Origin of the sequence: Arthrobacter sp. NicSoilB4 (genome assembly GCF_019977335.1) — a bacterium.
In the GTDB taxonomy this organism is placed as follows: Bacteria; Actinomycetota; Actinomycetes; order Actinomycetales; family Micrococcaceae; genus Arthrobacter.
The window spans coordinates 3255513-3280277 of sequence record NZ_AP024653.1; the positions used below are offsets into that span (position 1 = coordinate 3255513).

At 67.1% G+C, this 24765-nt stretch carries 24 protein-coding genes; 9 read left to right on the forward strand and 15 right to left on the reverse strand.

What is annotated here, in order from left to right:
• The first annotated feature begins 20 nt into the window (after nucleotides 1–20).
• Entirely contained in the window at nucleotides 21–929 is a 909-nt protein-coding gene (locus tag LDO13_RS14835; protein ID WP_224047450.1) for a DUF427 domain-containing protein, read from the forward strand.
• Between the two features lie 153 nt (nucleotides 930–1082).
• Here LDO13_RS14835 and LDO13_RS14840 read toward each other — a convergent pair whose 3' ends face one another.
• Nucleotides 1083–1490 (reverse strand): VOC family protein, encoded by a 408-nt coding sequence (locus LDO13_RS14840; RefSeq protein ID WP_224047451.1) that lies wholly within the window; start codon nucleotides 1488–1490, stop codon nucleotides 1083–1085.
• Between the two features lie 172 nt (nucleotides 1491–1662).
• Nucleotides 1663–3774 carry a phenylacetic acid degradation bifunctional protein PaaZ gene (paaZ, locus tag LDO13_RS14845; RefSeq protein WP_224047452.1) on the reverse strand — a complete coding sequence of 704 codons (2112 nt, stop codon included), beginning with the start codon at nucleotides 3772–3774 and terminating at the stop codon, nucleotides 1663–1665.
• 162 nt (nucleotides 3775–3936) lie between these two features.
• On the opposite strand from paaZ, the gene LDO13_RS14850 reads away from it, so the two are divergent.
• The 3 genes from LDO13_RS14850 (at nucleotide 3937) to LDO13_RS14860 (ending at nucleotide 6634) form a co-directional block, all read left to right on the forward strand.
• Entirely contained in the window at nucleotides 3937–4353 is a 417-nt protein-coding gene (locus LDO13_RS14850) for a hotdog fold thioesterase (RefSeq protein ID WP_224047453.1), read from the forward strand.
• Between the two features lie 141 nt (nucleotides 4354–4494).
• On the forward strand, nucleotides 4495–5211 hold the full coding sequence (locus tag LDO13_RS14855) for a DUF4397 domain-containing protein (RefSeq protein ID WP_224047454.1): 717 nt from the start codon (nucleotides 4495–4497) through the stop codon (nucleotides 5209–5211).
• A 202-nt stretch (nucleotides 5212–5413) separates the two neighbouring features.
• Nucleotides 5414–6634 (forward strand): globin domain-containing protein, encoded by a 1221-nt coding sequence (locus LDO13_RS14860; protein ID WP_224047455.1) that lies wholly within the window; start codon nucleotides 5414–5416, stop codon nucleotides 6632–6634.
• A gap of 9 nt (nucleotides 6635–6643) precedes the next feature.
• On the opposite strand, the gene LDO13_RS14865 is transcribed toward LDO13_RS14860, so the two are convergent.
• Both LDO13_RS14865 and LDO13_RS14870 read right to left on the reverse strand, forming a co-directional pair.
• Nucleotides 6644–9262, reverse strand: coding sequence for a S1 family peptidase (locus LDO13_RS14865; RefSeq protein WP_224047456.1), 2619 nt, complete (start codon nucleotides 9260–9262; stop codon nucleotides 6644–6646).
• A 9-nt stretch (nucleotides 9263–9271) separates the two neighbouring features.
• Nucleotides 9272–9952 carry a tyrosine-protein phosphatase gene (locus tag LDO13_RS14870; protein ID WP_224049801.1) on the reverse strand — a complete coding sequence of 227 codons (681 nt, stop codon included), beginning with the start codon at nucleotides 9950–9952 and terminating at the stop codon, nucleotides 9272–9274.
• A gap of 286 nt (nucleotides 9953–10238) precedes the next feature.
• Here LDO13_RS14870 and LDO13_RS14875 point away from each other — a divergent pair, with 286 nt between their 5' ends.
• Nucleotides 10239–11093, forward strand: a complete 855-nt coding sequence (locus LDO13_RS14875; RefSeq protein WP_224047457.1) for a GDSL-type esterase/lipase family protein — start codon at nucleotides 10239–10241, stop codon at nucleotides 11091–11093.
• A 38-nt stretch (nucleotides 11094–11131) separates the two neighbouring features.
• Here the strand turns inward: LDO13_RS14875 and LDO13_RS14880 are convergent, their stop codons facing one another.
• The 6 genes from LDO13_RS14880 to LDO13_RS14905 all read right to left on the reverse strand — a co-directional run bounded on the left by LDO13_RS14880 (nucleotide 11132) and on the right by LDO13_RS14905 (nucleotide 15962).
• Nucleotides 11132–11740, reverse strand: a complete 609-nt coding sequence (locus LDO13_RS14880) for a GNAT family protein (protein ID WP_224047458.1) — start codon at nucleotides 11738–11740, stop codon at nucleotides 11132–11134.
• Between the two features lie 29 nt (nucleotides 11741–11769).
• On the reverse strand, nucleotides 11770–12642 hold the full coding sequence (locus tag LDO13_RS14885; protein ID WP_224047459.1) for a 3-hydroxyacyl-CoA dehydrogenase family protein: 873 nt from the start codon (nucleotides 12640–12642) through the stop codon (nucleotides 11770–11772).
• Between the two features lie 2 nt (nucleotides 12643–12644).
• Nucleotides 12645–13376: an enoyl-CoA hydratase/isomerase family protein gene (locus LDO13_RS14890; RefSeq protein WP_224049802.1), complete on the reverse strand. Its 732-nt coding sequence runs from the start codon at nucleotides 13374–13376 to the stop codon at nucleotides 12645–12647.
• A 71-nt stretch (nucleotides 13377–13447) separates the two neighbouring features.
• Nucleotides 13448–14674 carry a thiolase family protein gene (locus LDO13_RS14895; RefSeq protein ID WP_224047460.1) on the reverse strand — a complete coding sequence of 409 codons (1227 nt, stop codon included), beginning with the start codon at nucleotides 14672–14674 and terminating at the stop codon, nucleotides 13448–13450.
• Between the two features lie 152 nt (nucleotides 14675–14826).
• Nucleotides 14827–15504: a pentapeptide repeat-containing protein gene (locus LDO13_RS14900; protein ID WP_224047461.1), complete on the reverse strand. Its 678-nt coding sequence runs from the start codon at nucleotides 15502–15504 to the stop codon at nucleotides 14827–14829.
• Complete coding sequence (locus LDO13_RS14905; RefSeq protein ID WP_224047462.1) at nucleotides 15504–15962, reverse strand: SRPBCC family protein; 459 nt, start codon at nucleotides 15960–15962, stop codon at nucleotides 15504–15506. Before LDO13_RS14905 ends, LDO13_RS14900 begins: the two co-directional genes overlap by 1 nt.
• Nucleotides 15963–16096: 134 nt before the next feature.
• Here LDO13_RS14905 and LDO13_RS14910 point away from each other — a divergent pair, with 134 nt between their 5' ends.
• Nucleotides 16097–16273, forward strand: coding sequence for a CsbD family protein (locus tag LDO13_RS14910; protein WP_224047463.1), 177 nt, complete (start codon nucleotides 16097–16099; stop codon nucleotides 16271–16273).
• Between the two features lie 567 nt (nucleotides 16274–16840).
• On the opposite strand, the gene LDO13_RS14915 is transcribed toward LDO13_RS14910, so the two are convergent.
• From LDO13_RS14915 to LDO13_RS14935, 5 genes are all read right to left on the reverse strand, one after another.
• Nucleotides 16841–18301: an amino acid permease gene (locus LDO13_RS14915; protein WP_224047464.1), complete on the reverse strand. Its 1461-nt coding sequence runs from the start codon at nucleotides 18299–18301 to the stop codon at nucleotides 16841–16843.
• A 263-nt stretch (nucleotides 18302–18564) separates the two neighbouring features.
• Entirely contained in the window at nucleotides 18565–20220 is a 1656-nt protein-coding gene (locus tag LDO13_RS14920) for an ABC-F family ATP-binding cassette domain-containing protein (protein WP_224047465.1), read from the reverse strand.
• A gap of 113 nt (nucleotides 20221–20333) precedes the next feature.
• The gene (locus LDO13_RS14925) at nucleotides 20334–21209 is read right to left on the reverse strand and encodes a metal ABC transporter permease (protein ID WP_224047466.1); all 876 of its coding nucleotides are present in this window, start codon (nucleotides 21207–21209) and stop codon (nucleotides 20334–20336) included.
• A 3-nt stretch (nucleotides 21210–21212) separates the two neighbouring features.
• Entirely contained in the window at nucleotides 21213–22001 is a 789-nt protein-coding gene (locus LDO13_RS14930; RefSeq protein WP_224047467.1) for a metal ABC transporter ATP-binding protein, read from the reverse strand.
• Nucleotides 21998–22966 carry a metal ABC transporter substrate-binding protein gene (locus LDO13_RS14935; protein WP_224047468.1) on the reverse strand — a complete coding sequence of 323 codons (969 nt, stop codon included), beginning with the start codon at nucleotides 22964–22966 and terminating at the stop codon, nucleotides 21998–22000. Before LDO13_RS14935 ends, LDO13_RS14930 begins: the two co-directional genes overlap by 4 nt.
• A 53-nt stretch (nucleotides 22967–23019) precedes the next feature.
• Here LDO13_RS14935 and LDO13_RS14940 point away from each other — a divergent pair, with 53 nt between their 5' ends.
• From LDO13_RS14940 to LDO13_RS14950, 3 genes are all read left to right on the forward strand, one after another.
• Nucleotides 23020–23781: a CPBP family intramembrane glutamic endopeptidase gene (locus LDO13_RS14940; RefSeq protein WP_224047469.1), complete on the forward strand. Its 762-nt coding sequence runs from the start codon at nucleotides 23020–23022 to the stop codon at nucleotides 23779–23781.
• The gene (locus LDO13_RS14945; RefSeq protein WP_224047470.1) at nucleotides 23768–24235 is read left to right on the forward strand and encodes a hypothetical protein; all 468 of its coding nucleotides are present in this window, start codon (nucleotides 23768–23770) and stop codon (nucleotides 24233–24235) included. The genes LDO13_RS14940 and LDO13_RS14945 overlap by 14 nt, the downstream gene beginning before the upstream one ends.
• 89 nt (nucleotides 24236–24324) lie before the next feature.
• Entirely contained in the window at nucleotides 24325–24765 is a 441-nt protein-coding gene (locus LDO13_RS14950) for a VOC family protein (RefSeq protein WP_224047471.1), read from the forward strand.

Genomic DNA, 24765 nt, shown 5'->3' on the forward strand with positions numbered 1-24765 from the left:
GCCGGGGCCACGCTGTGAGGATGGCCACCAGACTATCCACGGTGCTCATGGGCACCTTCCTCCAGCTGCGGTACGAACCAACGCCCAAGCGGATCCGCGCGAGCCTCGACGGTGCCGCCGTCGTCGATACGCTTCAGGCCTATCTGGTCTGGGAACCGCGGCGGATCACTCCCGTCTATGCGGTGCCGGAGCAGGAACTCCTGGCCGGGCTCGCCGCACCGGCACTGCCGCCCGCCTTGGTCGAGGAGCATCCCTTCGCCCTCCGCCAAGGCGCGGCCCCGACATCCCTTGACCCCGGAACTGCGTTTGGCAAGCACACCATCGCAGGCGAGGAACTCGACGTCGTCACGGGAACGGCGGCCGCTCCCCGGGCCGCCTTCCGGACGGAGGACCCCGATCTGGCGGGCTACGTCATCCTAGAGTTCCCGGCCTTCGATTGGCTCGAGGACGACGAGGAGATCATCGGCCACCCCCGTGATCCGTTCCACCGCGTGGACATCCGTGCGTCGTCCGTGGATGTGGAGGTGGCGCTCGACGGCGTGACGCTGGCCAGCACGAACGGCGCGCAGCTGCTTTACGAGACGATGCTCCCCGTGCGCTACTACATCCCGCCGGCGGACGTGCGGCTGGACCTGCTCGAGGAGAGCCCCAAACGGACGGTCTGCCCCTACAAGGGCCAGGCCAGCTACTGGAGCTACCCGGCCTCCGGGCAGGGCAGGAACCTCGCGTGGAGTTATGACCGGCGGTACGTCGACGCCGCCCAGATCCACGGGCTCATCAGTTTCTACAACGAGCGGGTGGACCTGACGGTCGACGGCGTGCTCCAGCCCCGGCCGGTGAGCCCGTGGTCCCGCACGGACGGTCCCGGCAGCCCCGGCGGTCCGGGCAGCCCTGGTCCCGGCAGCTCTGGCGGTCCGGGGGCACTTTGAGGGCCGCGGCACACGTTTCGCCGGCCGCCACCGGGGTGTCCGTGTCAATGTGCCCCCGCCCCGTTCCCCGCCCCACCGGCGGAGCGTCCAGGAACACAGAGCGGCGCCCCGCTGAGCCGGGACGCCGTGATTTTGTCCGCTGATCGCGTGCGGTCAGAGCTGGTAGTCAGCTATCGAAGTGGTGTTCTCGTGAACGCAGAGGATGTTGTGCTCCGTGTCCATGAACCAGGCGCACTTCTCCGAATCCGTTGTGCAGATGTGGTTCTCGGTCTTGAGATCCGGCAGGTCGTAGTCCTGGAACTGGACGCCTTTGGACTCCATCTCCTGGACGGTCCGCTCGATTTCGGAGACTTCGAAACTCAGGGCCGTGTGCCCGGAGTGCTTTCCGTCCTTGACGGGCATCAGCTGCAGCATGGGGCCGCCCTCGCTGCCGAACATTTCACTTCCGTCGTCTGCCACTCCATGGTGCGGGAGCCCCAGGGTGTCGGCATAAAAATGCCGGGCACGTTCTGCATCATCGACGGGCAGGACTGTTGTGGCTTTGTTGAGTACTAGGGTCATTTTGCCACCTCCTACGTTGAAAATTTTACGCCGGAGCAGGGCAGAAAGAGCCTGCCGATGCGGCCCCGCCGGCAACGCTCCCGCTCTTCCGGAAGCCAAACGACGGACGCTCCCCCACAGCGTGAGGGAGCGTCCGCGTCAGAGCTGCACCAAGCACTGGAGCGTCGGGTGGCTATTTCTCGACGAGGGTCAGGACGTCGTAGGTGGCGACGATTTCGTCGTTCTGGTTGGTCAGGACGGCGTCCCAAGCCACCTCGCCGTACTCGTCGGTCTCGCGCGGGGTGATCTTCTTGGCGGTCAGGGTGACCCGGATGGAATCGCCTGCGGCCACCGGCGTGATGAAGCGCAGGCTCTCCAGGCCGTAGTTCGCCAGGACCGGGCCCGGGGCCGGCTCCACGAACAGGCCGGCGCCCCAGGCCAGCAGCAGGTAACCGTGCGCCACGATGCCCGGGAAGAACGGGTTGGCCTCGGCGGCCTCCTGGTTGGTGTGGGCGTAGAAGGTGTCGCCGGTGGAGTTGGCGAACTTTGTGATCTCGTCCAGGCTCACTTCGCGCAGCCCGGAGCGGATCGCATCCCCGATGTGCAGGGTGCTCAGGTGCTTCCGGAACGGGTGCTGGCCTTCCGTCTCGAGCGTGAAGTTCCGGTCTGCCCCGGTGTGCCAGACGCCCGTGACGGCGGTCAGCATGTTCGGCGAGCCCTGGATGGCGGTGCGCTGCATGTGGTGCAGGACGGAGCGGATGCCGCCGAGCTCCTCGCCGCCACCGGCGCGGCCGGGGCCGCCGTGGACCAGGTGCGGGACCGGCGAACCGTGGCCGGTGGAGCTGCGGGCGTCCTCGCGGTTAAGCATGTGCACGCGGCCGTGGTGCGCAGCGATGCCGGTGACGAGTTCGCGGGCAACCGCGGGATCGTTGGTGCAGACCGAGGCGACGAGCGATCCGCCGCCGCGGGCGGCGAGGCGGACGGCGTCGGCCAGGTCCGTGTAGCCGATCACGGACGACACCGGACCGAAGGCTTCCAGCGAGTGGACCTCTTCGGCTTCCGGATCAGCCCAGCTGAGCAGCACGGGGGACATAAACGCGCCGTCCTCGACGACGCCGACGCTGCCGTCCGCGCTGGTGACCTTGGGCGAATCGAGCGTGCCATAGGCGAGTTCGCCGCCGGCGTCGAGCATTGACTGGACCGCGGCACGCACATCGGCGAGCTGCTCCAGGGACGCCAGGGCGCCCATGTTGACGCCCTCGGCGCGCGGGTCGCCCAGGACAACGCGTTCCTGGATCCGCTCCCCTACGGCGGTGACGACGTCCTGCACCAGCTCCTGCGGCACGATCGCCCGGCGGATCGACGTGCACTTCTGGCCGGCCTTCGCCGTCATCTCCGTGACGAGGGACTTGATGAAGGCGTCGAATTCCGGCGTGCCCTTGACGGCGTCCGGGCCCAGGATGGAGGCGTTCAGGGAGTCGGTTTCCGAGGTGAAGCGGACACCGCCCTTGACCACATTGACGTGGGACTTGAGCGTGTTGGCGGTGGAGGCGGAGCCGGTGAAGGCCACGATGTCGCGGTAGTCGAGGTGGTCCAGCATGGTGCGGACCGAGCCGGAAATCAGCTGCAGTGATCCCTTGGGCAGGATGCCGGACTCGATCATGGCCCTGACCACGGCGGCGGTGACGTAGCCGGTGGGGGTGGCGGGCTTGACGATGGTGGGCACGCCGGCGATGAAAGCGGGGGCGAATTTCTCCAGCATGCCCCACACGGGGAAGTTGAAGGCGTTGATCTGCACGGCGACGCCGGGAATCCGGGTGTAGATGTGCTCGCCGGCGAAGGAGCCGTCCTTGGACAGGACCTCCATCGGGCCGTCGACGATCACCTGCGCGTTGGGGAGTTCGCGCCGGCCCTTGGAGCCGAAGGTGAAGAGCACGCCGATGCCGCCGTCGATGTCCACCATCGAGTCGATCTTGGTGGCGCCGGTCTGGGCGGAAAGCGCGTAGAACTCGTCGCGGCGGCCGTTCAGGTACTGCGCCAGCTCCTTGAGTTTGAGCGCGCGCTGGTGGAAGGTCAGTTTGCCCAGTTCCGCCTGGCCTGTGGTGCGTCCATAGTCGACGACGGCGGCGAGGTCCAGGCCTTCGGTGCTCACCTTGGCGAGGAGTTCACCGGTGCTGGCATCGAGGACGGAGGCGGCGCCGGCCGCGGAGCCGGCGGCGGGGGTCCACCAGGAATCCCGGATGAAGCTGGGAACGATCTCGACAGTGTCTACTGTGGGTTCCGGAGCGGTTGCAGTGGTGGTCATCGTTGACGGGTCCTTCCAACGGGGGCAAGATCAACACGGCCAGCATTACTGACCGTCCGTTCGGTAATATGTCTACAGTACATGAATGAGGCCTGCCGCACACTAGCTGCGGCGGCATTGACCGGCCAGAGCCCTTGGATTTCCGGCCACAGAGGAGACGTTATGACGCCCGAACCCCGGAACACCGAGCTGTGGAAGATCACCCTCGGTGAACTCGACGAGAAAATGGGGGTGAAGATCGTTGAGGAATCCGTCGAACGGGTCGTGGCCACCATGCCGGTGGAGGGCAACCGCCAGTCCTTCGGCCTCTTGCACGGCGGCGCCTCGCTGGCCGTCGGGGAAGCAGTGGGTTCCTGGGCCGCCGTGATCCACGCCAGCACCCTGGGCAAGACCGCCGTCGGGGTGGACGTCTCGGCCACCCACCACAAGTCGGCACGCGAGGGGCTCATCACCATCACGGCGACCCCCATCCATCTGGGCGGGACGGTGACGACGCATGAGGTGGTCATCACCAACGAGGCCGGCCAGCGGCTGTGCACCCTGCGGATCACCAACCTGCTGCTCGACCGCAAGGGCTGAGCCGGGACCCGGACGCGGGCCCGGCGTCAGCGGGCGGAGGCAAAAGTCCCGGCGGCGTGCATCCAAACCCGGGTTCCGGCCGGTAGTAACGGTGTAAGCAAATCACCGCCCGGATCCGGGCAACTCAATGAGGAGTTTGAAATGCGCAAAACCTTTTATGCAGCCGGGGCCCTGTCGATGCTGGCCGCGCTCACGTTCGCTGCCCCGGTCCAGGCCGGCGGGAAGCACGACGACGGCGGCCACCACAGCGGCGATGCCCTCCTGTCCGTCCTGCACGGCGTCCCCGGCCTGACCGTGGATGTCTGGGTGGACGGCAAGCTCACCCTGGACGATTTCGAGCCTGGAACCCTTGCCGGCCCGCTCAAGCTCGACGACGGCAGCTACAAGATCGCCATCACGGCCGCGGACGCCACGAGCGCCGACAACCCGGTGATCGGCCCGGTCAAGGTCCACCTCGAAGAGGGCCGGAACTACACCGCGGTGGCGCACCTGGATGCCTCCGGCGCGCCCACGGCCACCCTGTTCAAGAACGACACCTCGGCCAGCCCCAAGGGCGAGGGGAAGCTGACCGTCCGGCACGTGGCGGCAGCACCCGCCGTCGACGTCCTGGCCGGCGGCACCGCGGTCATCGAGGACCTGACGAACCCCGGGCAGGAGGTCCTGACGCTCAAGGCCGGAACGGTGTCCGCCTCGGTTGCTGCCGCCGGCACCACCGAGCCCCTGATCGGCCCGGCGGATGTGCCGGTCACCAAGGGCAAGAACACGATTGTTTACGCCTGGGGCAGCCTGGCCGACGACACCCTCGGCGTGGCGGTCCAGGTGGTCGACTCGGCCAAATGGGGTGGCGACGACGACTGAGCCGGCTGCCGGGTTCTGCGGGACGGGCCTGGCGGCAGCGCACCTGGCTCAGGGCCTGCGCTGCCGGTCAGGCCTACACCCGCCCCGCCCTTTGACGTAGGGCCGATGGACCCGGAGGACCCCCTGCCCGGACTGTTAACGTGGAAGTGCTGATTCACCCGAACCCGCCGGGTATCACCGGCCTCGCCGGAAGGGATCCACCATGCTCACAGACACCTCACTTCCCGTCATTAAGGCAACGCTGCCCGTGGTGGGCGAGCACATCGAAGAGATCGCCAAGCGCTTCTACAAACACATGTTCGACGCGCGGCCGGACCTGCTGGATGGACTTTTCAACCGGGGAAACCAGGCGGACGGCCGGCAGCAGCAGGCCCTAGCGGGTTCCATTGCCGCGTTCGCCGGCCTGCTCGTGGACAACGTGGACCAGGTGCCGGACCACCTCCTGTCACGGGTGGCCCACAAGCACGTCTCGCTGGGGCTGAGCCCGGACCAGTACCAGATTGTCCATGACCACCTGATGTGGGCCATCGTGGACGTGCTCGGGGACGCCGTCACGCCCGACGTCGCCGCAGCCTGGGACGAGGTCTACTGGCTGATGGCGAACCTGCTCATCAACAAGGAGCGTGGGCTGTACAACGCGGTGCACCTCACTCCTGACACCATCTGGCGGACCTGGCGGGTGGCCGAGAAGGTCCAGGAGACGGACGACGTGGTCAGGTTCGTCGTCGAACGGATGGATGAGCGCGAGGTCAAGCCGTCCCTGCCCGGGCAGTACGTCACGATCAAGATGGCAATGCACGACGGCGTGCACCAGCCACGGCAGTACAGCCTGACCAAGGCCGACGACGGCCGGCACCGGCAGTTCGCGGTGAAGCGGGTCCACGGACTCGAGACGCCCGACGGCGAGATGTCCACGCTGCTGCACAACGAGGTCCAGGTGGGTGACGAAGTGGTGCTCTCGGCCCCCTTCGGTGATGTGGTGCTGGAGTACACGGACCGGCCCCTGGTCCTGGCCAGCGCGGGGATCGGCATCACCCCGATGGCGGGCATGCTGTCCCACCTCGTCAAGTCCGGTTCCCAGCGCCAGGTGCTGTTGCTGCATGCGGATGACAGCGAGGCGTCGTTCCCGCTCCGGGGGCAGGTCAGGGAGGATCTGGCCGCTTTGGCGGACGGGACATTGACGACGTGGTTCCTCAATCCCCCCGAAAGTCCCGCCGGACCCGGACCCGCGTCCGGGTCCGGGTTCTCCGGCTTTATGGACGTCAGTGCCGTGGAACTCCCGGACGACGCCGAGTATTATCTGTGCGGTCCGCTGCCGTTCCTAAAATCGGTCCGGAGCGCGCTGGTTGCGGGCGGCGTGCCGGCCAAAGACATCCAATACGAGGTGTTCGGCCCGGACCTCTGGCTGGCTGACTTCCAGTAGCGGCGGCAGTTAGCGGACCGCCCGACGCCGTGCGGCAGCCAGCTTGGTGCCGCCCAGCAGGAGACTGCCCAGCAGGATCGCACCGCCGGCGAGCCCCGCTGTCGGCAGGAGCGGCCCGGCGCCGGTGTTCGGCAGTTGGCCGGTGCCTGCCGGAAGCACGGCGGCCGCGGCAGCCGGAACCCCAGGCTCTGCCGGTGCAGCGGAGGGTGCCGCGGCAGTGGCAGCGGCCGGGGCGCCGATGGTGAAGGTCACGAGCCGCGGAGCCGAGGCAATGCCGTCCACGGATTGGGTGACGGAAAGCGTGTGCGCCCCGGGCGTGAGGTCTTTCGGGAACGGCACACTCCAGCGCCCGCCTGCCACCAGGACCTGCGGGACCAGGGAGCGGACCACCGCGCGTGCGCCGACGCCGGCCCCGCCGGCCCCGGCCTGGTCAGCACCCACCGGGGTCCCGTCAATTGAAACTGCCACGTCGGCGCCGTCGACGCCGGTCCCGGAGATCGTCTCGGGAAGGGCGTCGGGGCTGAAGTGCAAGCCGTCCACGATCGACGATACGGCCGGGACGCCCGGGACGACGGTGAAGGTCCGGGTAACGGAGGGACTGGCCACAACGCCGTCAGAGGTCTGGACGGCGTGCACTGAGAGCTGGCCATAGACCGGCCCGGTAACCGGAATGCTCCATTTACCGTCCTGCTGGACGTCCGCGGAACCGCTGACGTCGCCGGTGAGCTTCACCGTCAGTCCGGGGGTGCCTGTGCCGTCGATGCGGCTGAGGGCCGTCAAGGACGCTCCCGCGTCAGGGTCAGTGATGACGGGAGCATCAAGGTCAGAGATGTTGACTGCCGAAGTAACCGCGCCGGAGCGGCTGAAGCCGTTGACAGTCTCCGCGGCGAACGTCAGTTCGCCTGCAGCCGCGGGGGCAGGGAAAGACCAGTTTCCGGCGCTGTCGATCGACACGTCCACGGGCTGCTGGCCATCGACTGTGATGCGCACCTTGGAGTTGGCGGCAACGGCCGACGCTGGAGCCGCCGGGACCCGGCCGGTGATGGGTTGCCCCGCCGTGAAGGTCCGGTTTTCCGGTGCCACGAGCTCGGGCTTGTTCAGGAACAGCTGAATCTGGACAGCGGTCGGGAACTTGGTGAGCGCGTCCTGCAGGGTCGTGGCGATGGCGAAGTTCTCCCCGGACGTCTCACCTGCCGAGTGTGTGCCCACTGCAAAGTTGCCACTGATCCAGGGCCCGCCCGAGTCTCCGCCGCTGGACTGGACATCGTTGGACAGGAAGCCCTTGAAGGCGCGGAGGTCCGCTGGATCCGGTGTTCTACCGGCCACAACATAAGTCCCGACTTCGGCAACATTTCCGCAGGACCAGCCGGTGGTCCGCCCGGAGCGGCAGACTGCCTGGCCTTCGAAGGGAGCCACAACGCCGATGATCTTCACCGCAGCGGGGCCGGGGTTCGCAGCACTTGCCCAGGTGGTCGCGGCCGGCTGGACGTTGATTCCGCCGTCGAGGTCCTCGATGAGGGCGATATCGGTACCTACGTTGCCGGGGTCTCCCGGATCGCCCGTGTTCCACAGGGGGTTCAGGACCCATGCGTTTTGGAGGCCCCCGAACTGGCTGAAGCCGAAGGTGCCGAGCGGGGCCAGGGCGCCGGGCAGGGGCGCCGATCCACCCGCAGTGGACGACGTCGGGGGCTCGAGCTCGGCGCTCCGCGCCGTGCCGTCTTCGGCGCAGTGTCCCGCTGTCAGTACGACCGGCAGTCCCGCCTCATTGAACGCGCCGAAGCCCGTCGAGCAGATGGTCTGCCGGTCAATGGCGTAGCCCTCACCGCCGTAAACATCCGCTTCCGTCGTCACGGGAGACCCCTGCTCCAGCTGGACATTGGCGTAGCGGGCCACGAAGTCAGCCGGGGAGATTTTCCCGGGCGCCGCGTCGGTCGGCGCCGGTGCGGCTTGCGGGTCCAGGACGGCGGGCCCGGTGGCTTCGGCCACATTCTTTCCGCCGGTGCGGATGATGAAGCGGCCGCTGGAGTAGGCCACGGCCTGCAGTGCGGCGGGCCCCACCTCGCGGACGTAGGCCTGGAACAATTGCTCGGTGCTGGACGCCACCAGCTCCGCCGCGGAGGGGACGGCCTCGGGCGCAGCCGCCGGCGCCACGAGTACGAACACGGCCGCGGTTCCGGCCCCGTTGAGTTCATCCGCCCGGGCCTGCAGCTCGGTGCCGCTGCCTTCGACGCGGATCGTGCCGTCCCGCAGGCTGATCCCCAAGTATCCGGGGAGCTCCCGCAGGGAAGGAACGGCGTCGGCAGCGGTCCTGGCCAGCTGGCCGGCTGCGTTGAACTCCTCGAGCGTCATGCCCAGGTCACGCCGGACCGCCTCGGCGAGTCCGGCGTCGCTGATTTCCGGCGCAGTGGCCGGGGCAGTTTCCGGCGCCGTCGCGCCAGCCGCCGTCGTTGCATCAGCCTGGACCGCCGGGCTGACGGTTGCCGACGGGGAAGCTGCAGGCGATGCCGTGGGAACAGGCTCCGATCCCCCGCCCTCGGCCAGCGCGGGAACAGCGTAGAACGAACCCGCGAGCGCGATGGCGGCAGCCGCCACCGCCCGCACTGTCACCTGGAACCTGGGAGTCTTCACCCGGTTACTTTAGCGCCCCAATTTGGCCCAAATGGCAGCCAACTCGGGTTCCGTTACACCATTGTGGCGTAAGAACTCCTCGGCCTTCACGCTGCGCACAAACCGGAGGAGGCTCTCCAGCCGCGATTCGAGCAGGGGCGCGAGGGCTTCCTCCGGCAAATACCGCTCATGCGGATGCGGGACCCCGGACACGCGATGGTGTTCGTTGATGCCGCGCACGGCCCGCTCGTAACCGCGGGCAATGGCGTCCTCACCCGCCCCGGCGAGGTCCTGGAGCATGGCCGCGATCATCCCGCTGCGGTCCCGTCCGGCCGAGCAGTGGATCACGACGCCGCCGCGCGCCGCCGCCACGGCCTTGAAGACCGCAGCGAGCTTCTCCGGGAAGATCCGGGCATTGTCGGCGTAGGACGCCGGATGGTTCAGGTACGGAACGCACAGCGCCTGGAACTCGCTGTTGGCGGGATCCTCGGTAGGGGCGTGCACGACGTCGAACGTCGCCATGGTCTCCGCCCTCACCACGGGATCAGTGTCGCGGCGGCGGATTTCGTCCGGGTTGCGGAGGTCAATCACCGTCCGGATGCCGCCGTCGTAAGCCTGTTGCCAGCCGGTCTCCGTGAGCCATTCGCGGCGTCCCATCCGGAACACGCTGCCGGCGGTGTGCCACGCGTTGACCGCCCCGTCCCATTCCACACGCTTCAAGAACTCATCCACCCTGCCAGCTAACCACGTGGTCCGAGTAGTCGACAGCCGGAAATCAACGTAGCCCGGGCGCTTTCCCGCCCGGACAAACGCGTAGCGCCTACCGTTTCCGGCGGGAAGGGCCGCGCGTACGGTTGCCCCATGGCTGTGCCGGGCGGAACGCTGCCGCCCCGCACAGTTTGTCCGCCAGCCGGAGTCCGGGAGGCTTCGCTGGCCGCCACCGACCGGTGCGCCTGCAGGCTTCTCCCACCGCAGCGACTCACAAGGGGACTCCACTATGAATAACTTAACGATCAGGCGCTGGTCCGGGCGGCTGGCGGGTGCCGTGGCCGCCATCGCCCTCACCGCCGGCTTCACCGCCGCTCCCGCGACCGCAGCCCCCGCCCCTCCGACCCCCGTTTACATCGCCCTGGGTGACTCCTACGCCGCCGGCACCGGGGGCGGGGCATACACAGCTTCTGCGGCCGGACTTCCCGCCGCCTGCCTGCAGACCGCGGCGTCCTACCCGGCAGTTCGCAACGCCACAATGAACCTGGGATGTTTCGGCGCCAAGACCACCGACGTGATCGACGTGGCCAACGGCTACTCCGGGGTGCTGGCGACTGCCACGGTGGTCACGGTGACGGTTGGCGGAAACGACATCGACACGGGACAGGTTGCCTTCGCCTGCACGGCCTCGGCGAGCTCGCCGGCCTGCAGTGCGGCTCTGTACAACTCCGTGGTGGTCAAGCTCCGCGAGCTGCCGGGCAAGATCAAGGAGATGCTGACGACCGTCAAGAGCAAGGCCCCGAATGCCAGGATCGTGCTGACCGGCTACCCACGGCTCTTCACCGTCAGTGCCGGGCTCACCGCGGAACAGAACCAGGCGGCACGGTCGATGAATTCGGCGGCCGACTTGCTCAACGCCACGATCGCGTTCTCGGCACTCGTGAACAGGGCCGGGTACGTCAGCGTCGCCGACAAGTTCACCGGCCACGGAATAGGTTCCGCGAATCCCTGGATTGTGGCGCCGGCGGGCCTTTGCAGCCTGGCGATCAACTGCAGTTTGAGTCCCTTTGACGCGTTCCACCCCACCGCAACCGGCTATAGGGACGGTTACGCCGCGGCCTTGGCGGCGGCACGGGTCCCTTAGTCCTACCTGGACTGCGGCGGGTAAAAGCCCGGCGGCGGCTACCGCTGCCGGGCGATCCGGAACTCAAGGGCGTTCCGGACCATCGGCCACTCGTGCTCCAGGATGGAGTACACCACGGTGTCCCGCAGTGCGCCGTCAGCGCTGCGGGTGTGGCTGCGGAGCACGCCGTCCTGTTTGGCGCCCAGCCGCGCGATCGCCTTGCGGGACTGGTGGTTGAGCCAATGCGTGCGGAACTCGACGGCGGGGCAGCCCAGCGTCTCGAAGGCGTGCCGCAGCAACAGCAGCTTGGAGTCCGGGTTGCTGCCGCTGCCATGGGCTGACGCCGCGTTCCAGGTGGAACCGATCTCCACCCGGGGCGTGGCGGCGTCGATGTTCATGTAGGTGGTCATGCCGATCACCCGGCCGGGTCCGCCCGTGGCGGGATCAATCAGCCGCGTGGTGAACGGCAGCATGGAGCCGCTGTGCTGCAGGGCCAGGCGCCGCTCGATCTCGGCGGCCATCTGCTCCGGTGCGGGCACACTGGTGTACCAGAGCTGCCACAGTTCGCCGTCGCGGGCCGCCTCGACGAGGCCGTCGTGGTGGTCCAGGCTCAGCGGCTCAAGGATGACGTGTTTGCCGGTCAGCGTGATGGGGGCGATGGAAGTCACCGCACCATCGTAGGGGCTGTGGACGCCTGTCAGTTGGTCCAGTCGAAGAAGCCCTTGCCGGTTTTGCGTCCGAGTTCGCCGCGGGCCACCTTGTCGCGCAGGATCTGCGGCGGGGCGAAGCGCTCACCCAGCGTCGAGGCGAGGTATTCGGCAATGCCGAGGCGGACGTCGAGTCCCACGATGTCCGTGGTCCGCAAGGGTCCGGTGGGGTGCTTGTAGCCCAGGACCATGGCGTTGTCGATGTCCTCGGCGGACGCCACGCCCTCTTCGACCATACGCATCGCTTCGAGGGCAATCGCGACCCCCAGCCGTGAGGACGCGAAGCCGGGCGCGTCATTAACGACGACGGCGGTCTTGCCCAGCGCCTCGACCCAGCCGCGGGCCGCCTGGGCCAGCTGCCCTGAGGTGTGCTCGCCGAGGACCACCTCAATCAGGGTGGACGCCGGCACCGGGTTGAAGAAGTGCAGGCCCAGGAAGTTCTGCGGGCGCTGCAGCTTTCCGGCCAGGGCGTTGACGGAGATGGAAGAGGTGTTGGAAGCGAGGCAGGCGTCGGCGGCAAGTCGTTCCTCGATCCCCTGCAGGGAGGCGACTTTCAGGTCCCAGTCCTCGGGGACGGCCTCGATGACCAGCTGGCGGTCCTTGAAATCGTCGTAGTCGACCGTCACGGAGAGCCGCGAGACCATCTCATCCAGGTTGCCGTCGATGGCGCCGCGCTCGATGCTCTTGGCCGCTGCCGATTCCACCCGCTCGCGGGCAGCCTCGGCGGCCTCCTCATCGCGCTCGACGACGAGGACGTTGGCGCCGTTGATCAGGAAGGCGTGGGCGATGCCTGCGCCCATGCGGCCGCCGCCGAGGACTCCGACGGACGCGGGAAGGTTGGCGGAGAGTACGGAGTTGCCCATGTCTATTTCTGCTTCCCTGTTTGGCTGGCTGATTTTTTCTCTGATTTCTTATCCAGGAAAGCCTGCATACGGTCGAACTTCGCCTGTGATTCGAAAAGAATGCCCTGCGCCAGCTGGTCGATCAGCGGGTGCGCCTCGGCGGGCGCGTGGAACACCGACTTGGTGATCCGGACGGCGAGGGGATCCTGGCCGGCAATCCTGTCGGCCAGGGCGTGGGCCGCGGCCATGAGGTCGGGTGCCTCGTGGATCTCGGTGATGAGGTTGACGGCGAGGGCCCGTTCGGCGCGCAGCACGGCGCCGGCCAGCAGGATTTCCTTGGCCACCGGTTCACCCACGAGCTCTTTCAGGCGCCAGCTCGCACCGGCGGCGGCGAGGATGCCCAGGCCGGTCTCCGGATTGCCGATCCGCACGGACGGTGTGCCGATCCGGAAGTCAGCCGCGTACGCCAGTTCGGCGCCGCCGCCGAGGCAGAAGCCATCCAGGGCCGCGATGACCGGCATCGGCAGCTTGGCGATCCGGACGAAAATGGTGGAGTTGATGCCCTGCAGCGCGTCGTCGCGGCGGCGTTCGCGCAGCTGGGCGATGTCGGCGCCGGAGGCGAAGACGCCTTCCGTGCCGGTAAGGATCAGCACCTTGGGGGTCTGTTCCAGGTAGGCGCAGATCCGGTGGAGCTCATCGACCATCTGCTGGTCGATCGCGTTGCGGACCTCGGGCCGGTTGAGCTGCACCACCATCCGGTCCGGGCGCTCTTCAACGAGGAGCGTGCCGAAGCCTGAGGTGTCGAACCCGCCGGGCTGGCCCGCCACTAGACGCGCTCCAGCAGCATGGCCGTGCCCTGGCCGACGCCGATGCACATGGTGGCAAGTCCGATCTTCGCGTCCTCGCGTTCCATCCGGCCCAGCAGGGTAATGGCGATCCGGGATCCGGAGGAGCCGAGCGGATGCCCCAGGGAGATGGCGCCGCCGTCGCGGTTCACAATCTCCGGGTCGAGGCCAAGCCGGCGCATGGACGCCAGCGACTGCGTGGCGAAGGCCTCGTTGAGTTCGACGGCGCCGAGATCCCCGACGTCGAGCCCGGACCGGGCGAGCACCTTCCGGGTGGCCGGGACGGGGCCGATGCCCATGATCTCAGGCTCGCAGCCGGCTGACGCGCCATCAATGATGCGGGCCCGCGGGATGAGTCCGAGCTTCTGGATCGCGGCTTCGGAGGCGACGATGATGGCCGAGGCGCCGTCGTTCAGGGTGGAGGAGTTGCCGGCGGTGACCACGGAGCCTCCGGCGACGACCGGGCGGAGCCCGGAGAGCACGTCCATGGTGGTGCCGGCGCGGGGTCCCTCGTCGGTGTCGACCACCGTCTCGCCCTTGCGGGTCTTGACGGTCACGGGAACGATTTCGTCGGCGAAGCGGCCGGCGGCAATGGCGGCGAGGGAACGCTCGTGCGAGCGGACGGCGAACGCGTCGGCGTCCTCGCGGGAAATGCCGTCCACCCGGGCGACTTCCTCGGCCGTTTCCGGCATCGAGTACGTCATTTTGCCGTCCCTGGAGAGTTCGCCCTTCTGGAACAGCGGGTTGGCGAAGCGCCAGCCGATCGAGGTGTCGAAGATCTGGCCCGGTTTGGCGAAGGCGGTCTGCGGCTTCTCCTGCACCCAGGGGGCGCGGCTCATGGATTCAACGCCGCCGGCGATCACGATGTCCGCGGCGCCCGACTTGATCATCTGGCTGGCCATGATGATGGCGCTCAGGCCCGAGGCGCAGAGCCGGTTCACGGTGATGCCCGGGATGTGCAGCGGGAGCCCGGCCAGGATGGTGGCCATTCGGGCGACGTTGCGGTTTTCCTCGCCGGCGCCGTTCGCGTTGCCCAGGATGACCTCGTCGATGCTGTCCGGGTCCAGCCCGGCCCGGGCCACAGCCTCGCGGACCACCAGGGCGGCCAGGTCATCGGGGCGGACCGATGAGAGTGCCCCGCCGTAGCGGCCCACCGCAGTGCGGGCACCGCCTACGAGAAATGCCTGTGGTCCTGCTGCTGACGCCATGGGTACACCCTTCACGCGATAAACGTCTCTGTCATCGAAAGAACTGTCATCGGCGGCGGGATCAACGTTCAATCCGCTGGCGCCAATTTACCGACCGTTCGTTCTATAAAGATTACACGGCGCGGCGAGGGGGTCAATCAAACCCCGCAGGATTACGCCACCACGACGCCGAGATGGCTCGCCATGAGCGGGGCCATCAGGCCGAGCTGGTAGTCATCGATCACGAGGCCGGAGAGGCTTTCCAGGCCGCTGATGACACGGAAGTCGGTGCCGCGGATGTCAAAGTCCTTGAGCCTGGCGCCGGCGACGTCGAGGGTGCCGATGGTGCAGTTCTTCAGCGCCACCCGGGTCGCCGCGCAGGAACCCAGGTCCAGCTCACTGATGATGCAGTCGCTGATCTGGACATCCGTGAGCTTGGAGCCGCGCAGGTTCACATAGTCGAGCTTGCCGCCGTCGATCCTTACGGACTGCCAACCGCTCTCGTAGAGCTCCGCGGAACCCCACCGGGGGTTGCCGATCTCGACGTCGCGCAGGGTGCTCCGGGCCGCCATGAACACGGGGGCGTAAACCTCCCCAAGGATGCAGTCGCGGAAACTGGCGCCGCGCAACTGGGTCTCGTTGAAGGAGACGCCCTGGAACTCGCACTCGGCGAAGTCGGTGCCGGCAAGTTCCAGCCCGTCGGCCGATGCCCGGCTGTACCGGACGCCGTCGTACCGCTCCCCCGGCTGGAAGTCCGGGGACGGATCGTCCCGAAGTTCCTCCAGCCGGACGGGGCTAAGCCGTGGCCCGACGACTTTGGGCGCTTTGGACGCTGCGGTGCCCCGCGCCACTAGAGCGACTCGGCCTTGGCCGCGATTTCGGCCAGGTCTTTGGCCAGGGCCTTGCGGGTGATGCGCATGCCCAGCTTCCCGAAGAGCGCCATCGCCAGTTTGTTCTTCCGGGAGGGATTGACCAGGTCGGCGCCGAACGTCATCGTCAGGTCCGTGCCGCCGTCGCGGTCGGCCAGCGTCATGCGTGAGGTGTAGTCCGCCCCGCCCTGCAGTGCCTTCACCGTCGTGCTCCGGGGCGGGTTGGCCTGGGACACCCACATTTCCACCGTTTCCGACCTGCCCATCATGGTGCGGGTCTCTTTCCAGCGTGTGCCCTCGCCGTAGGGGCCGTCGCTGAGCATCTGGATCGAATCGATGCCGGACAGGGTCGCTGCCGATCCCGGAATGTCGGAGATGACCGCCCAGACCTTGTCCACCGGGGCGTTGACGTGCTGGGTCAGGCTGAGTTTGTGGTCCATGTGATCGAGCCTAGCCGGGCTCCGCCGCAGATTTCACCCTCCCAGGCCCGAATGCCCTCTTGAATTAGTAAGCATGCTTTGTGTTATGGTGAAAGAACATTGAATTTCAACCGGAAACGAAAGGTGTATGCACCATGGGTATCGGAGACAAGATTCAGAACGAAGCAGAGCACCTCGGCGGCAAGGCCAAGGAAGCTACCGGCAACGCCACGAACAACGACCAGTTGCGCGCCGAGGGCCAGAAGGATCAGGTCGTCGCAGACGCCAAGAAGGTCGGCGAGAACACCAAGGACGCCTTCAAGAAGGACTAGTCCTTCGGACGGCGGCGCCGGACATTCCTTTGGGGGATGTCCGACGCCGCTTTTTTGTGCGCCCGTCTTTCCTGGGTGCGCGGGCAGATGCTGTACCCGGGCTCATCGATTCGCCACGAATGGCCGCTAAACCACCCCGGATAGCGGCCATTCTCGTCAGATGGACGCCTCCTGGGCACGGGCACGCGGACGCAGCGCTCGTCATCTGCCCAGACCCCACCGATTTGCCACAAATTGCCGCTAAACGACCCCGGATAGCGGCCATTCTCGTCAGATGGGCGCTTCCTAGGCAGTGGCACGCGGGCGCAGCACCGAGCAGCACCCCCGCGCGTCCACCGATTCGCCACAAGGCCGCTAAACCACCCTGGCCACGGCAAAGGTTCCACCGATTTGCCACAAGTGGCCGCCAAACCACCCTGGGTAGCGGCCATTCTCGTCAGATGGGCGCGCCATTCGCGCGAGCCACAAGCTCCCCCGCGTCCGCCCGCGCGGCCACCCCTTAAACGAACGACGGCGGGCCCCCTCACCGGAGGCCCGCCGTCGTCGTATGCGTTGGTGCTTGAACGGCTAGTTGAAGAGCGCGTTCTTGGGTTCGTTGTTCTTGACCTTGTGCCAGCCAAGCCACAGCAGGAGCGCGAAGAACGGGATGGTCGCCAGGGTCCAGAGGCCGAGGTGGAACACCTCACCGGTCTTGCTGGTCATGGTGTCGAAGCCGATCAGCACCGTGATGGCGAGCAGTGCAATCAGTCCGGCCCAGCTGGCCCAGACTCCGCCGGGCGCGGGCAGGGATGACACCTTGCCCTTGGTCTTCCGCAGCGCGATCTGGCTGGCGAAGATGGCGCCCCACGTGAAGATGACGCCGATCGACGCGGAGTTCAGCGCGAGGTCGAAGGCGTGCGAGCCGCCAAGCCAGATGTTGAGCAGGATGCCTACGAAGTAGACGCCGCCGATGGCCAGGATGGCGGCGTACGGCACGTGACTCTTGGACATCTTGGTCAGCCACTCCGGAGCATGTCCATTGTTGGCCATAGTGCGGAACACTCGGCCGATCGAGTACAGGCCCGAGTTGCAGGAGGACAGCGCGGCGGTGATCACGATCATGTTCATAACGTCGCCCATCCAGCCGAGGCCCATCTGGCCGAACACTGTGACGAAAGGCGAAGTGCCGGCGACATACTGGTCCGAGGGAAGCAGCATCGCCAGGAGGGTCACGGAACCGACGTAGAACACCACGATGCGGAAGACGACGGCGCGGATGGCCTTGGGCACTTCCTTGGCCGGGTCCTGCATTTCGCCGGCGGTGATGCCGACGAGCTCAATCCCGTTGTAGGCGAAGATCACGGCGTTGAGCACCAGGATCATGACGAGGGCACCCTTGGGGAACATCCCGCCTTCAGCAGCGAAGAGGTTGTTGACCGAGGCGTTGCCGTCGCCCACCTGGGCGTTGGTGACCACCATGAAGGTGCCCACGGCCAGGAAGATGACGATTGCGCCGACCTTGAGGCAGGACGCCCAGAATTCGAATTCACCGAACGCCTTGACACTCATGAGGTTCACACCCACGAGCAGCAGCAGGGCTGCGATGGCGGTCAGTTCGACCGGAACGTTGGGGAAGAAGAACTGGAAGTACAGTCCGATCGCGATGAGCTCGGCGATGCCGGTCATGGCCCAGTTGATGAAGTACATCCAGCCGGACACGTACGCGCCCTTTTTGCCGAACATTTCGCCGGCGTAGCTGACAAACGAGCCCGACGTCTGGCGGTACATGATGAGTTCGCCCAGGGCACGCATCAGCAGGTAAGCGATGACGCCAGCAATGGCGTAGGAGAAGATCAGTGCCGGACCGGTGGAGGCCAGGCGTCCGCCGGCACCCATGAAGAGGCCGACGCCGATGGCGCCGCCCATCGCGATCATGGTGACCTGACGGCCGCTCAGGGACTTTTTGTAGCCCTCGGCGCTGAGAGTCGAGTCGACGACGGCGGATGGCGCCGTCGTGCTCTTAAGTTCTGTGGGGGTAATTGATGGCACAGCTGTTTCCTTGTAGGTCGAGGTATGGCCGGGACAGGACCGTGGATTCAGGTACACAAAATTCGGGCCCGGGCCTATACAGGGGCCAAGGCATGTACCGAACCTCACAAGTGTCGAAGCTCGCGCGGCTCATCTATCGTACTAGCATTCAGGACCCCGGCGTGACCCGGGCAACATCAGGCGGGTGCAATCGCTAATCAGTGACGCAATAAGGACCGGATTGCCGAATTATGTTCGGCTCGTGTCGTGGGCGAATCCGGCTGCTAGGCCAGGGCGCCGTCGCGCATGGCATATCGGAGCCAGTTTCCGGCGCTAGCCCCTGGGCGGCTCCCGGGGCTGTTTTCCCCCGCGCACGTGTTGAACCATTCCCCCAGCGCGCGGTCGTGGCTGACCATGACCAGTGTCCCTGCGAAGTCCGAGAGGGCCGCTTCAAGCTGTTCCACGAGCACGGGCGCCAGATGGTTGGTGGGCTCGTCCACCAGCATCGTCCCGAACCCGCCCAGCAGCAGCCGGGCCAACGCCAGCCTGCGCTGCTGCCCTGCGGAAAGGCTGCCCACCGGGACATGGAATTCGCTGGTCCGGAACAGCCCCAGACGCAGCAGCGCCTCGGCGTGCTCATCGATGTTGCCGCCCAGGCCCGAGGCAAAAGCGGGCAAGAGCCGCAATCCCGGGCGCTGCGGGAGCTCCAACTCCTGTTGCAGGTACCCGATCCGGCCGTGCCGCACGACGGTTCCCTGGGCCGGCGCCAGCGCGCCCGCGAGGACGGAGAGCAACGTGGACTTGCCGGCACCGTTGGGGCCCGTGATGAGGATTTTCTCCCCCGCTTCGACCCGGAAGTCCGTCGGTTCCAGGCGGCCGGGCACGGCCACCCCCTTCGCTTCAAGGGCGGGGCCAGTCGCGACGTCCGCCCGCAGGTCCGTTGCCAGCTTCAGGGGCACCGGGGGCCGGTCGATGGGGTTTGCCTCCAGCCGGCGCAGCCGCTCCTGGGCATTGCGGACCTTGCTGGTGGCTGCCTTTTGCCACGTGCCCGCCTTGAAGTCGAAGCCCATTTTGTCGTTGTCGCGCTGGCGGGCGTAGCCCATCCTCCCCGCGACGGTGTCCGCCTGGAGCTGTTCGGCAGCCATCGCGTCCAGCCACCCGTGGTACTGCTGCGCCCAGCGCTGGCGTTCGGCGGCCTTCTCCCGCAGGTAGCCTTCGTAACCGTTGCCGTACCGGTTGACGGTCCGGCGTTCGGCATCCACCTCAATCACGGTTGAGGCCACTTTGCGCAACAGGACGCGGTCGTGGGAGACCACCACCACGGTTCCGCGGTGCGCCGCCAGCCGCGCCTCCAGCCAGGCCGTGCCGCTGGCGTCGAGGTGGTTGGTGGGTTCGTCCAGGAGGAGGATGTCCGCAGGGTCAGCCAGCACGCAGGCCAGTGCCACGCGTTCCTGCTCCCCGCCGGACAGCGAGCCCAGGGTCCGCAGGCGGTCCAGCCCGCCCAGTCCGAGCCGGTCCAGGGCCGCCTCGACCCGGGATTCCGCGGCGTAGCCTTCCCTGAGCTGGTACTGGGTCTGCAGGTTTCCGTAGCGCTCCAGTTCTTCCGGTTCCGCGCCGGCCAGCCCGTCTTCCAGCCGGTCCAGCTCGGCCTCCAGTGCGCGGAGCGATTCCAGTGCCGCGTCGATCGCGTCGCTCACGGTGAACTGGGCAGGCAGGCCCAGGGTCTGGGCAAGATAGCCAACGCGGCCCTGGCTGACGGCGCTGCCCTCGTCCGGGACTTCGAGTCCGGCCAGAATCCGGAGCAGCGTGGATTTTCCCGCGCCGTTTTCGCCGACGATCGCCACATGCTCACCCGCGGTGATGGCAATGTCGACGCCGGCGAACAGCTGGCGGTCCCCGTAACCGTGGGCTACGCCCGAAAGATGGAGATGTTCGCTCAAGGGAGTCCTCGCAATTGGGTGCCCAGCCGGCCCGGTGGCGGCTTGCGTCGTCAAGTATGACACCGTCGGCTGTTCCTCTGGTACTGCGGCGCGTGCCGCCGTCGGACGGCTGCTCAGGCGGCGAGCGCCACCGCCTTCTTGCGGCGGGCCTTCGCCAGCCGGGTCCCGATCAGGCCCTGCCGGGGGCTGAAGAGGTAGACGACGGCGAAGGCGGCAGCCTGCGTCAGGACCACCATGGCGCCGGAGGCTGTGTCGAGGTAGTAGCTGAGGTAGATGCCGGCGATGGAACACAGCGCCGAGATGACCGGAGCGATCACCAGCATGCGGGAGAACCGGTCCGTCAGCAGGTAGGCCGTGGCGCCGGGGATGATCAGCATGGCAACCACCAGCACCACGCCGACGGTCTGCAGAGCCACCACGGAGGTCAGCGCCAGAAGGCCCAGCAGCAGCGCCCCCAGGCGTTTCGGGGACAGGCCGATCGCGTGGGCGTGCGTGGGGTCGAACGCGTAGAGCGTCAGGTCCCGCCGCTTGAGGATCAGGATGGTGAACGCCACCACCCCGAGCACAAGGACCTGAATAAGGTCGGGGATGCTGACGCCGAGCAGGTTGCCGAAGATGATGTGGTTGAGGTCGGTCTGGCTCGGCGTGACGGAGATGAGCACCAGGCCCAGGGCGAACAGCGAGGTGAACACAATCCCGATCGCGGCGTCTTCCTTGACCCGGCTGGTGTTGCGGACCACCCCGATCAGGGTCACGGCAATCACCGCGAACACAAGAGCCCCCAGGGCGAACGGCGCCCCGACGATGTAGGCGAGCACCACGCCCGGCAGCACGGCGTGGGAGACGGCGTCGCCCATCAGCGACCAGCCGATCAGCACCAGCCAGCAGCTCAGGACGGCGCACACGATCGCGGCGAGCGCCGTCGTGACGATGGCGCGGACCATAAAGTCATAGCTCAGCGGTTCCAGCAGGATGTCGAAGAGATCCACGGTTCAGCTCCTGCCCAGTTGGTTCGAAAGGCCGGCGTCGGGGAGGTCCCGGTCGGGAAGCTCCCGGTTGAGGACGTCGAGGCCGAATGCCATGGCCAGGTGCTCGGGCTGCAGGACCACCTCGGGCGGGCCGTGCATCAGGACCTTGCGCATCAGGAGCACGGCCTCGTCGCAGAGTTGCGGCAGGGCGTGCAGGTCATGGGTCGAGATCAGGATGGTGCAGCCGTCCGCGGCGAGCTCCTTCAGCAGGCGCGTGATGGTTGCCTCGGAGCGCTTGTCCACCCCGGCGAATGGCTCGTCCAGGAGCATCATGGTGGCCCCCTGGGCGATTCCCCGGGCCACGAACGCGCGCTTCTTCTGGCCGCCGGAGAGCTGGCCGATCTGCCGGTTGGCGAATTCGGACAGTTCCACCCGGTCCAGGGCGAGGTCGACGGCGGCGCGGTCCGCCTTGGAAGCCCGGCGGGTGAACCCCTGGTGCCCGTATCGGCCCATCATCACCACGTCGCGGACGGACAGCGGGAACTGCCAGTCCACGTCCTCGCTCTGCGGGACGTAGCCGATTCCGCCGGCCTTGCGCGCCTTGGCCGGAGGTTCCCCGTTGATGAGGACGCGGCCGGCGTCGGGTTTGATCATGCCCATGATCGCCTTGAACAGCGTGGATTTCCCGGAGCCGTTCATACCCACGAGGCCGCAGATCCTGGCTGCCTCAAGGGACAGCGACGCGGCGTCGAGCGCCAGGACGTCGCCGTAGTGGACGGTGACGTTTTCCACCAGAATCGCCGGGTCGCTCATGATGCCGCTCCTGTCAGGCCTGCGGTGATGATCTTGGAGTCGTGCCGGATGAGGTCCAGGTACGTGGGGACCGGCCCGTCCGCCTCGGAGAGTGAATCAACGTAGAGCACGCCGCCGAACGTCGAACCCGTGGCTCCCACCACCTGCCGCATCGGCGCGTCCGAGACCGTGGACTCGCAGAAGACGGCGGGGACCTTGTTGGCCTTCACGAATTCGATGGCCTTGGTGATCTGCTGCGGAGTGGCCTGCTGTTCGGCGTTGACCGCCCAGATGTAGACCTCACGGAGGCCGGCGTCGCGCGCCAGGTAGGAGAAGGCGCCCTCGCACGTCACCAGCGCCCGCTGCGCCTCGGGGACGGTTGCGAGCTTCTGGACCATTTCATCCTTCACGGACTGCAGCTTGGCCTTGTAGGCCGCGCCGTTCGCCTCGAAGACCGCGGCATTATCCGGATCGAGCTTCGAGAACGCCTTCACCATGTTGTCCACATAGATCTGGACGTTGACCGGCGACATCCACGCATGCGGGTTGGGCTTGCCCTCGTACGAATCCTCACCGATGGACATCACCTCCACACCCTCGCTGACCACGGCGTGCGGGACGTCCAGGCCTTCAACAAACTGGCCAAACCATGCCTCAAGGTTCAGGCCGTTGTCCAGGATCAGGTCCGCCTTGGAGGCCTTGCGGATGTCCCCGGGAGTGGGCTCGTAACCATGGATTTCCGCGCCGGCCTTGGTGATGGATTCGACCTGCAGCTTGTCCCCGGCCACGTTCTGCGCAACGTCGGCCAGCACGGTGAAGGTGGTCAGCACAACGGGCTTCCCTCCCCCGGAGGCCTTGCCCGGGACGGCACCGCCGCACGCGGCCAGGGACAGGCAGAGAAGAGCGGTGACGACGGCGGCCCCGGCAAGGCGAAGACCGGGGGCTCGGCGGACAACTTTGGCGCACCGAAACAAATATTTAGGCATACCGAATATTATACTTGACCCTGCCGTCCTCCTGCGGCGCTAGGCTGGGGGGCATGGGCACCGCTCTCCGCACACCACCCGCACCGCGGCCGGAACTCTACCGGTTCTCGCGGCTCGATTTCATCACTGCCGGCCTGTACGTGGCTGTGGCCGCCTTCTTCACCTTGGCCGGCGGTTTGCTGGTCCCGCTGATGCTCCAGTTGTCGCCGAACCCGGCCGTGGCGTCCTACTCCGTCAACCTGATTTTCTACGGCGGCATCGGGGTCCTGGCCCTGGCCGCCGTCCGGCACGTCGCCGCCCGGGACCTCAGGGTCCTCGCCACTAGGCCCTGGTTCACAATGCTGATGGTCCCCCTCGCGGTGGTGGCCATGATGATCCTCACCGCGGTCCTGGTTTCGCTCACCGGACCGCCGCAGACGTCCGCCAACCAGGCCGGCCTGCAGGCGCTCATGCAGCAGGTCCCGGCATGGCTGATGGTGCCCCTGCTCGTGATCGTGGGTCCCTTTGTGGAGGAGTACATCTTCCGGCACCTGCTGATCGGCAAGCTCAGCCGGCGGGTCAACCTGTGGGTGTGCTGCGCATTGTCCGTCGTGTTGTTCGCGGCTCTGCACATCGTCGGCCAGGAGGACCTGTCCCTGCCGGTGCTGATGCCCTACCTCGCGATGGGCGCCGTCCTGGTGTTCGTGTACGTCTGGACCGGCAAGAACGTGATGTTCGCCTACTTCGTCCACGCCTCGAAAAACCTGCTGGCCGTCATCTTCATCTACGCCATCCCGCCGGAAGTGATGGAGCAGCTCCAGAATGTCCAGCCCTAAGCCTGGCGGCGACACTGCGGCTCCGCGCCGGCGTCGGGGGCCTGCCTCCCGCCGGTCGGGTTATGCCATCGGCATCGTGGTCAACGCGGCACTGCTGTATGCCGGGAACGTCTGGCCGGGCTGGTGGGTGCTCCCGTTCCTCACCGAGGACACCCGCCAGGTGATCGGCGTCGTGAATCTGTCGCTGCTAACCGGCATGGTGGCCAACTTCGCCTGCCTGCTGCTTGACCGGCCTTGGATGAAAGCACTGGCCGACCTCGCCACCCTCGGAATCGGGTTGGTCGTCCTGGTGCAACTCTGGCAAGTCTTTCCCTTCGACTTCCAGGACTCCACCCTGGACTGGGCCCTGATAGCACGCGTTGTCCTGGTCGCGGCCATGGCGGGCTCGGCGATCGGCATCATCGCGCAGGTAGTTGCCTTGTTCCGGAGTCTCCTTGGCCGTGAGGGCAAATAGTCCCCCGGCATGCCTTGAGCGTCCGGCGTCCCGGGCGGACGGCCCCCAACCCCCTACCGCCGCACGCGCCGACGTCGTAGGTTCTTCCCATGACACTCAACATCCAGATCGCCGTCGACTGCCGGAACCCGCATGAGCTCGCAGACTGGTGGGCCGAAACGCTGGAGTGGGCCGTGGAACCGCAGGACGAGGCCTTCATCCGCTCGATGATCGCGCAGGGATTCGCCACGGAGGCGGAAACGAAGCTGCACCGGGGCAAGCTCGTGTGGGGTGCCGGCGCCGCCATCCGGCCGCCCGAAGAACTCGACGCCGCATCGCCAGAGCGACGCATCCTCTTCCAGACCGTCCCGGAGGAAAAGACCATCAAGAACCGGATCCATTGGGACGTGAGGCTTGCCGGCGCGGACAAGGACGAGGCACGCGCCGCCCTCGAAGCACGCGGCGCAACCTTCCTCTGGACCGCCAGTCAGGGGCCGCATTCCTGGCACACCATGGCGGACCCGGAAGGCAATGAGTTCTGCATCAGCTGA

Bases quoted from the DNA above. Each gene is read 5' to 3' on its own strand.
- LDO13_RS14835 (WP_224047450.1), top strand. From the start codon at position 21: ATGGCCACCAGACTATCCACGGTGCTCATGGGCACCTTCCTCCAGCTG.
- LDO13_RS14840 (WP_224047451.1), bottom strand. From the start codon at position 1,490: ATGACCCTAGTACTCAACAAAGCCACAACAGTCCTGCCCGTCGATGAT.
- paaZ (WP_224047452.1), bottom strand. From the start codon at position 3,774: ATGACCACCACTGCAACCGCTCCGGAACCCACAGTAGACACTGTCGAG.
- LDO13_RS14850 (WP_224047453.1), top strand. From the start codon at position 3,937: ATGACGCCCGAACCCCGGAACACCGAGCTGTGGAAGATCACCCTCGGT.
- LDO13_RS14855 (WP_224047454.1), top strand. From the start codon at position 4,495: ATGCGCAAAACCTTTTATGCAGCCGGGGCCCTGTCGATGCTGGCCGCG.
- LDO13_RS14860 (WP_224047455.1), top strand. From the start codon at position 5,414: ATGCTCACAGACACCTCACTTCCCGTCATTAAGGCAACGCTGCCCGTG.
- LDO13_RS14875 (WP_224047457.1), top strand. From the start codon at position 10,239: ATGAATAACTTAACGATCAGGCGCTGGTCCGGGCGGCTGGCGGGTGCC.
- LDO13_RS14885 (WP_224047459.1), bottom strand. From the start codon at position 12,642: ATGGGCAACTCCGTACTCTCCGCCAACCTTCCCGCGTCCGTCGGAGTC.
- LDO13_RS14890 (WP_224049802.1), bottom strand. From the start codon at position 13,376: ATGGTGGTGCAGCTCAACCGGCCCGAGGTCCGCAACGCGATCGACCAG.
- LDO13_RS14895 (WP_224047460.1), bottom strand. From the start codon at position 14,674: ATGGCGTCAGCAGCAGGACCACAGGCATTTCTCGTAGGCGGTGCCCGC.
- LDO13_RS14905 (WP_224047462.1), bottom strand. From the start codon at position 15,962: ATGGACCACAAACTCAGCCTGACCCAGCACGTCAACGCCCCGGTGGAC.
- LDO13_RS14910 (WP_224047463.1), top strand. From the start codon at position 16,097: ATGGGTATCGGAGACAAGATTCAGAACGAAGCAGAGCACCTCGGCGGC.
- LDO13_RS14930 (WP_224047467.1), bottom strand. From the start codon at position 22,001: ATGAGCGACCCGGCGATTCTGGTGGAAAACGTCACCGTCCACTACGGC.
- LDO13_RS14935 (WP_224047468.1), bottom strand. From the start codon at position 22,966: ATGCCTAAATATTTGTTTCGGTGCGCCAAAGTTGTCCGCCGAGCCCCC.
- LDO13_RS14940 (WP_224047469.1), top strand. From the start codon at position 23,020: ATGGGCACCGCTCTCCGCACACCACCCGCACCGCGGCCGGAACTCTAC.
- LDO13_RS14945 (WP_224047470.1), top strand. From the start codon at position 23,768: ATGTCCAGCCCTAAGCCTGGCGGCGACACTGCGGCTCCGCGCCGGCGT.
- LDO13_RS14950 (WP_224047471.1), top strand. From the start codon at position 24,325: ATGACACTCAACATCCAGATCGCCGTCGACTGCCGGAACCCGCATGAG.